Raw genomic sequence first — 6,000 nt, 5'->3', positions numbered from 1 at the left:
AGCCCGCTGGTCAGCGCGATCCGAACCGCCTCTCGCTTAAAATCTTCACTATGCTTCATCATCTCGTCGGTCTCCTGTTGCGAGCATAAAACGCTCAGGTGACCGGCACAAATCCGTTACAAGTCCACCCCAGAAAAATGGGTTCATCGAGAGCTTCAATGGCTCGCTGCGCGATGAACTGCTCAACGAGGAACTGTTCGACAGCCTGGCCGATGCCCGCCGGAAACTGGCCATCTGGCGCTACGATTACAACCAAGTTCGCCCACACTCATCTTTGGGAAACCGGACGCCTGCACAAGCGCGTCGAGCGTTCGAGCAGGACGAAACCATCACGCCCGACGCGCTTGTGCAGGCGCAGGGGGCATCGTATTTAACCGCAAGACTTCTGTGGTTGCCGCCCGTTGTGCAAGAAGTTTTTGTCCCGAAGATGCAAATGGTCGAGTGCGGTCTTCTGTAAGGCCTATTGTTTGCGGCGATATTAGAAGCCGCTGGCCGGTATGGTGATCTGCGGATCGGGGCCAAAACTCTCGTGCGAGCTCTTTCACTCAGTGTCTAGCGCTGGTTTTCCTGATCCAGATCTTTTCGATCATTTTGCCCATTCGAGTCGCTGCCTTCTCACACTCCCTTCATCCGAATGCCGGATATAGCCTTCTTATCAGGCCATCGCCGTCAACATCGGATCTCGAAAATCTTCACTCTTCGTCAGCATGGCCCAAATTGCCCGTGCCATCTTGTTTGCCAATGCAACTGCCACCAGCATTCTGGGCTTACGCATCGCCAGGCGTGCGAGCCAGGAACCTTCTCGGATCGCTTGCCGTCCAAGCCAATTGAGGCGAGACATAGCTCCGATAATCAGAAGCCTTCGGATGTCAGCCTGCCCTGCCTTGGATATCCGTCCCAAACGATCTTTGCCGCCGGAAGAGAACTGGCGAGGTACGAGGCCTAGCCAGGCGGCAAAATCGCGTCCGCACCGAAACGCGTCCATCGGTGGCGCGAAGGCTTCCACGGCCAGCGCGGTCATCGAGCCAATGCCGGGCATGGTCTGCAAGCGGCGGGCTGTATCGGTCTGAGCTGCCAACATCTTAATCTTACCCGTTCGAGCATCAATGCGGGCCGTCTGCTCGGCAATTTGTGCCATCAAGTCTCGGCATTCTTCGCGCACTAAATCGGGAAGATCACAGTGTGGCGCATCGAGGATTTCCTCGATCTTCGCAATTTGATGAATGCCTTTGGGGACAACATGACCATACTCATACAAGCTGGCTCGGAGGGCATTGACCAATTCCGTCCGCTGACGAACCAGTCGGGACCGAGCTCGAAATAAAATTGCCTGCGCCTGCTGCTCTGCCGATTTCGGTGCCACAAATCGCATTTCTGGGCGCTGGGCCGCAATCACAATCGCTTCGGCATCCGCAGCATCGTTCTTCTGACGCTTCACAAACGGCTTCACGTAATGTGGCGCGATCAGCTTCACCTCATGACCGAAGCCGGCGATCTCGCGAGCCCAATAGTGGGCGCTGCCGCAAGCCTCCATCACAACCAGCGCTGGTGCCTGCTTTGCCCAAAATTTAGGAAAAGCCTGACGCGAAAGTTTTACGCGAAACAGAAGTTGCCCAGTCTTTGACGCGCCATGGAGCTGGAAAACACTTTTTGCCAGATCCACACCAATGATCGTATCGTGGTTCACGGTTGCCGTCCTTTCCATTCAGTGGCCTCAATCAGCCAGCGGATTTGGCATTTTACGATGCCGTCAGGGAGGGCGGCAACCACCCCATCTCTCGTTATGACTGAGGGACTGATGGGGGGCAGGTCACAAGGTATCATAGTGAGATAGGCGACCGGCGCAAAACCGTTATAAGTTCATCTTGATGTCACCCCTTCTGTAGCCGAAGGACTTTCGGGCTGCGAAAGTTGGACGAAGGCACCCAATCCAGTTTTGCATCCATGCGGATGAATTCCGGAGTGGCTTTTAGAAACTCCTCAAACACCACCTGACAGGCAACGCGGGCCAGCATCGAGCCGAGGCAGGCATGAACCCCACCGCCAAAGCCCAGATGGCGTTTGGGCTTGCGGGTGATGTCATAAGTGTCCGGATCGGCAAAGACACGTTCGTCGCGATTGGCCGCGCCATAGGCAAGCATGATGAAATCGCCCGCCTTCACTTGCTTGCCATGTAATTCAATATCCTGTGTGGCGCAGCGCTTGAACCGCTGGGCCGAGGTGTTGAAGCGCAGGCTTTCCTCGATCGCATCGGGCAGCAGGCTGAAATTGGCACAGATCGCGCGGCGCGCCTGTGGGAAATCGGCCATATTCAGCGCAAACATGCCCATAAAGCCCGAGAGCGATTCGATCCCTGCCATGATTAGCGTGGTGACCGTCAGCTGCACTTCCTTGTCCAGCAGCTTTTCACCATCGATTTCGGCGGTGATGAAATTGGACAAAAGATCATCGCCCGGATTGGCCTTGCGCTGTTGCACAATCCGCTCAGCATAGTCGGCCATCCAGCGGAAGGCGGCCAGATGCTCCTCCGTCTTCTGGCGGGTGACAGGGTCAGTCTGCACCATCAACACCGCATTGTCGCGTACCTTGTCGGCATCTTCGGGCGGCAGGTTGAACAGATAGAAGATGAGATCCAACGTGATCTTGGCGCCGAAATCATTGACGAAATCGAACTCTTGCTTGTCCGCCAACGCCGCCAGATGGGCAGCCACCGAGGCGCGGGCCGGTTCCAGCACATGGTCAAGCGCCCGCTTGGTCATGGCAGACTGGATCAGGGCGCGCATGCGGTCATGGCGTGGCGGATCGCTGCTGCCCAGCGTGGCGCCGGCGCGGCCGGGGAATTCATTGATCAGATTGCCCTTGGCCGAGGAATAGAGCCGCCAGTTCTGCAAAGCGGCCAGCACGTCCTCATGGCGGGACAGCACCCACATATTGGCCTCTTCCGACCAGAAACAGGGATGCTCGTCACGTAGCACCTTATATGCGGGGTAAGGGTCCGCGTCATTTTGCGGTGAAAAGGGATCGAAGCGGAAGGGCCGCTCCAAAGTCGTTTCGAGATCAGGCATGGTTGTCCTCTCGCTATATTCTCTGCGATCAGAATGGCGCGGGGGCGGTGACGGGCGTGAGAGGCATTTCGTGCAAGCTCTTGCACTTTTCGATCAAAGCGCGCAGCCTATGCCCATGAGGAAAAGCCCACAGGACATCCGCCGCTATGCGCTTTATGGCGAAGGCAACCAGCCTATTGCGCCCGAATTCCTGCATATCGAAACCATCTCGGCGCGCTCCAGCCAGCATGAATGGACGATCTCGCCCCATGCCCATCCCGGTATTTTTCAATTGCTCCTGCTGGAGGCGGGCCATGGCGAAATGGTGGATGATAGCGGCAGCCGCTTGCTGCAACCGGTCAGCCTTGTCGCGGTGCCTTCGGGCGCGGTCCACGCTTTCCGCTTTGCCGAGGAGGCGCAGGGCTGGGTGCTGTCGGTGGCGGACGCCTTGCTGCATGATGCCAGACTGGCCGGATTTGCCACGATAGCGGAACTGTTTGCGCCTGCTGCGGGCGGGGCCATGTTGTGCAGGCTGGACGGGATGGCTGCGGCCTCGCGCCGTTTGGGCTGGCTGTTGGCGGATTTGGCTCAGGCGATGGCGGGGGGAGAGGCTGGCGCCTTGCCCGCACCCATGGTCGCCGAATTGGCGATGGTGCTGACGCTGGCGGGGGAAAGCCTGTCGGGCGAGAACCAGCCCAAGGCACGCGCTGGGCGGGACGCGCTGGTCGCCCGTTTCCGCCGTCTGGTCGACGCGCATTTCCGCGAGGGCTGGAGCGTGACCACCTATGCCGCCGCTTTGGCCACCACGCCGCCCACGCTGACCCGCGCCTGCCGCCAAGTGCTGGGCAAGGCGCCGGGCGATGTGGTGCAGGATCGGCTGCTGCTCGAAGCCATGCGCCTGCTCACCTATACCACCAGCAGCGTGGGCCAGATCGCCCAAAGTCTGGGCTTTGCCGATCCGGCCTATTTCGCCCGTTTCTTCAAAGCCCGCAGCGGCAGCACCGCCAGCGACTTTCGCCAGCAAAGGGCGTGGCTGGCTTGATTACAGCGCCGCCCGCAAGACCAGAAAGAACAGCGAGGGGCAGAGCAAACAGCCAATCCCCGTGTGGAAGGTGGCCGTCAACGCGCCATAGGGCACCAGCTTTTCATCCGTGGCGGCCAGACCGCCCGCCACCCCGCTGACCGTGCCCATTAATCCGCCAAAGGCCATGGCGCTGCGCGGATTGTCCAGCCCGATCAGTCTGGCGACAAAGGGCGTGACCATCATCACCAGCACCGCTTTCAACACGCCGGTGGCAATGGATAGGGCGATCACGGGCGAGGAGGCCCCCAAGGCCGCGCCGGTCACCGGTCCCACAATATAGGTCACCGCGCCCGCCCCCAATGTGGTCAGCGATACAGCATCACGATAGCCAAAGCTCCATGCCACGCAAACCCCGACCACAAAGGGCACCAGCGTGCCCAGCGCCAAGGCGATCACACCCAGCAGACCCGCCTTGCGCGCCTCTACCACATCTACTTCGAACGCGGTGGCGACAATGGCAAAGTCACGCAACATCGCCCCGCCCAGCAGCGCCAGCCCGGCAAAGGCAGGCACATCGGCCAGACCTTTCTTGCCTCCGGTGATCTCGCCGCCCCACCATGCCAGCGCCAAGGCGGCGACGATGGCAATTGCGCTGGCATGAATGCGCCCTGCGGTCAGGCAGCGGGACGCAAAGGCGCATATCCACATCAAGGCGCCAATCGTGGCAAAGCCCAGCACCAGCCCCTGATCGATAAAGATCTTCTGCGCGATGGCTAGAGCCTCAGTCATGGCCTGCGCCCTTCGCGCCCATGGCACGGCCCAGCACCGCCACCAGCGTGAAACAAAGCGCCACCGTCAGCACGCCCGCCACTAGCACCATCGGCCCGCCTTCCAGCGCGGCCAGCACATTTTGCTGCGCGGCCATGGCCACCACGATGGGAATATACATCATGGCCCAGAATTCCACGCCCAGCTTGATGCCCGCGCTTAAATGCCCCCTGCGGGCCAGCCAGCTGCGCGCCGCGATCAGCAGCATCATGGCGATGCCCACTCCGCCCACATTGGCCTTTACATGCAGCAGCACGCCCAAGGCTTCCCCCAGCGCCACGCCCAGCAAGGTGCAAAGCGCCAGCAGCGCCGTGCCATAGATTGCCATGATTTCCCCTCTCCCCTCTGTTCGGGCCTGTTATCTGTTGTGGCCCGCCGCGTCCCGTTTGCCGGTATATCTTTCCAGCGCCAGCGAGGCATGGAACATATGCGCCCGCATACAGCGTGCAGCCTCCTCGCCATCGCCGCGCATGATGGCATGCACCACCTCGCCATGTTCGGTGCGCGATCGGGCCGGGCGCCCCGCCTCGCGCAATTGGGTGCGGCGAAAGGCGGCCATGCGATCGCGCAACGCCATGGCCTGTTCCGCGATAAAGGCATTATGCGTGCCTTCATAAATGATCTGGTGGAAATCCCAGTTCATCCGGTCATAGGCGTCCATATCCCCCGCCTCCACCATGGCCAGGGAGTGATCATGCAAGCGGGCCAGACGGCTGCGCTCCATCGGGTTCATGCGATGGGCGGCAAGACGCACACACATGGCCTCGATCTCGGCGCTCATTTCAAACATGTCGAACATGCGCTGGGCGGAAATGCCCGCCACCACCGCGCCGCGACGGGGGCGGACCTCGACCAGCCCCACCGCCGCCAGTTGCCGGATGGCCTCGCGCACGGGGGTGCGGGACGCGCCATAGCGGTCGGCGATCTGTTGCTCGTCCAGCATATGGCCCGATGGCAAGGTCCCCGCCGTGATGTCGTCGGCCAGCGCGATGCGAATCCTTTCGGACAGCAACAGCGCGGGGGCATCATCTTCGGGAACCATGGCGGAAGGCAATCCTGTATGCGCAAATTTAATGGAGGCGCTGTCTTGCATACACTGGCGGC

Annotated in this window: 6 protein-coding genes and 1 pseudogene; 2 read left to right on the top strand and 5 right to left on the bottom strand. The window is 60.5% G+C overall.

Annotation, left to right across the window (positions count from 1 at the left end; translation table 11 throughout):
* Positions 1 to 127: 127 nt before the first annotated feature.
* A pseudogene (locus EOE18_RS18775) lies at positions 128 to 457 on the top strand (integrase core domain-containing protein); the annotation flags it as partial.
* A 198-nt stretch (positions 458 to 655) separates the two neighbouring features.
* Here EOE18_RS18775 and EOE18_RS08155 read toward each other — a convergent pair.
* Together EOE18_RS08155 and EOE18_RS08150 are read right to left on the bottom strand one after the other, a co-directional pair.
* Positions 656 to 1,687, bottom strand: coding sequence for an IS110 family RNA-guided transposase (locus tag EOE18_RS08155; protein WP_127708046.1), 1,032 nt, complete (start codon positions 1,685 to 1,687; stop codon positions 656 to 658).
* Between the two features lie 184 nt (positions 1,688 to 1,871).
* Positions 1,872 to 3,065, bottom strand: coding sequence for a cytochrome P450 (locus EOE18_RS08150; RefSeq protein ID WP_127708045.1), 1,194 nt, complete (start codon positions 3,063 to 3,065; stop codon positions 1,872 to 1,874).
* 109 nt (positions 3,066 to 3,174) lie between these two features.
* Between EOE18_RS08150 and EOE18_RS08145 the strand changes: the two genes are divergently transcribed.
* Positions 3,175 to 4,086, top strand: coding sequence for a helix-turn-helix domain-containing protein (locus EOE18_RS08145; protein WP_164852706.1), 912 nt, complete (start codon positions 3,175 to 3,177; stop codon positions 4,084 to 4,086).
* Here the strand turns inward: EOE18_RS08145 and madM are convergent, their stop codons facing one another.
* From madM to EOE18_RS08130, 3 genes are read right to left on the bottom strand one after another with little or no spacing between them, the layout of a single operon-like run.
* The gene (madM, locus tag EOE18_RS08140) at positions 4,087 to 4,857 is read right to left on the bottom strand and encodes a malonate transporter subunit MadM (protein ID WP_127708041.1); all 771 of its coding nucleotides are present in this window, start codon (positions 4,855 to 4,857) and stop codon (positions 4,087 to 4,089) included.
* Positions 4,850 to 5,224: a malonate transporter subunit MadL gene (gene madL / locus EOE18_RS08135; RefSeq protein ID WP_127708039.1), complete on the bottom strand. Its 375-nt coding sequence runs from the start codon at positions 5,222 to 5,224 to the stop codon at positions 4,850 to 4,852. The genes madM and madL overlap by 8 nt, the downstream gene beginning before the upstream one ends.
* A gap of 30 nt (positions 5,225 to 5,254) precedes the next feature.
* Positions 5,255 to 5,938: a GntR family transcriptional regulator gene (locus EOE18_RS08130; protein ID WP_127708037.1), complete on the bottom strand. Its 684-nt coding sequence runs from the start codon at positions 5,936 to 5,938 to the stop codon at positions 5,255 to 5,257.
* Positions 5,939 to 6,000 lie beyond the last annotated feature (62 nt).

The organism is Novosphingobium umbonatum (genome assembly GCF_004005905.1).
In the GTDB taxonomy this organism is placed as follows: domain Bacteria; phylum Pseudomonadota; class Alphaproteobacteria; order Sphingomonadales; family Sphingomonadaceae; genus Novosphingobium; species Novosphingobium umbonatum.
The sequence above is the reverse complement of the archived record's forward strand: the minus strand, read 5'-3'. Positions and strand labels throughout refer to the sequence as shown.

Bases quoted from the DNA above. Each gene is read 5' to 3' on its own strand.
- EOE18_RS08150 (WP_127708045.1), bottom strand. From the start codon at position 3,065: ATGCCTGATCTCGAAACGACTTTGGAGCGGCCCTTCCGCTTCGATCCC.
- EOE18_RS08130 (WP_127708037.1), bottom strand. From the start codon at position 5,938: ATGGTTCCCGAAGATGATGCCCCCGCGCTGTTGCTGTCCGAAAGGATT.
- madL (WP_127708039.1), bottom strand. From the start codon at position 5,224: ATGGCAATCTATGGCACGGCGCTGCTGGCGCTTTGCACCTTGCTGGGC.
- EOE18_RS08145 (WP_164852706.1), top strand. From the start codon at position 3,175: ATGCCCATGAGGAAAAGCCCACAGGACATCCGCCGCTATGCGCTTTAT.
- madM (WP_127708041.1), bottom strand. From the start codon at position 4,857: ATGACTGAGGCTCTAGCCATCGCGCAGAAGATCTTTATCGATCAGGGG.